The sequence below is a fragment of the Neisseria sp. P0021.S006 genome (genome assembly GCF_051956895.1).
The window spans coordinates 1-1,100 of record NZ_JBQCWZ010000459.1 but is presented as its reverse complement, the minus strand read 5'-3'; the positions used below and the strand labels follow the sequence as shown (position 1 = coordinate 1,100).

Annotated in this window: 1 protein-coding gene; it reads left to right on the top strand. The window is 48.4% G+C overall.

Going from position 1 to position 1,100, the window contains the following annotated elements:
- The first annotated feature begins 2 nt into the window (after positions 1–2).
- On the top strand, positions 3–944 hold the full coding sequence (ilvE, locus tag ACTHUM_RS14975) for a branched-chain-amino-acid transaminase (protein WP_440403287.1): 942 nt from the start codon (positions 3–5) through the stop codon (positions 942–944).
- Positions 945–1,100: the final 156 nt, after the last annotated feature.

Here is a 1,100-nt window from a genome sequence, read left to right as displayed (position 1 = left end):
TTATCGCTTATCGTGAAGGTAAATGGCAGCCGGTAGAGTGGCAATCTTCCACAGACCTGACAATCGCCCCAGGCGCGCATGCTTTGCATTACGGCAGCGAATGTTTTGAGGGCTTGAAGGCATTCCGTCAGGCAAACGGCAAAATCGTGATGTTCCGCCCGACCGCCAACATCGCGCGTATGCAGCAAAGTGCGGATATTCTGCACCTGCCGCGCCCTGAGACTGAGGCTTATTTGGATGCTTTGATTGAATTGGTCAAACGCTCTGCCGAAGAAATTCCTGATGCGCCAGCCGCGTTGTACCTGCGTCCGACTTTGATCGGTACCGATCCTGTGATCGGCAAAGCTGGTTCTCCTTCCGAAACAGCCTTGCTGTACATTTTGGCTTCTCCTGTCGGCGACTATTTCAAAGCCGGTTCGCCCGTTAAAATCTTGGTGGAAACCGAACATATCCGTTGCGCTCCACATATGGGCCGTGTGAAATGCGGCGGCAACTATGCTTCAGCCATGCCTTGGGTGTTGAAAGCCAAAGCAGAGCACGGTGCAAACCAAGTGTTGTTCTGCCCGAATGGCGACGTTCAGGAAACCGGCGCGTCTAACTTTATCCTGATTAACGGCGATGAAATCATTACCAAACCGTTGACAGACGAATTCCTGCACGGCGTTACCCGCGATTCTGTACTGACTGTTGCCAAAGATTTGGGCTACACCGTTACCGAGCGCAACTTTACTGTCGACGAGCTGAAAGCCGCGATTGAGAATGGTGCGGAAGCGATTCTGACCGGTACGGCTGCGGTTATTTCTCCGGTAACTTCTTTCGTGATTGATGGTAAAGAAATTGAAGTGAAGAGCCAAGAGCGCGGTTATACAATCCGTAAGGCGATTACCGACATTCAATACGGTTTGGCAGAAGACAAACATGGCTGGTTGGTCGAAGTTTGTTAAATAGAACGCATTCAATAAAAAAGGCCGTCTGAAATATTTTTTCAGACGGCCTTTTTTATTGGTTTTTAGAGAGGGAAGACAAATAATAAAATGCTAAATTTTACGAACAAACGGTAGCATTTTAAGATAATCGGTATATAATGCGCAATTATGTTG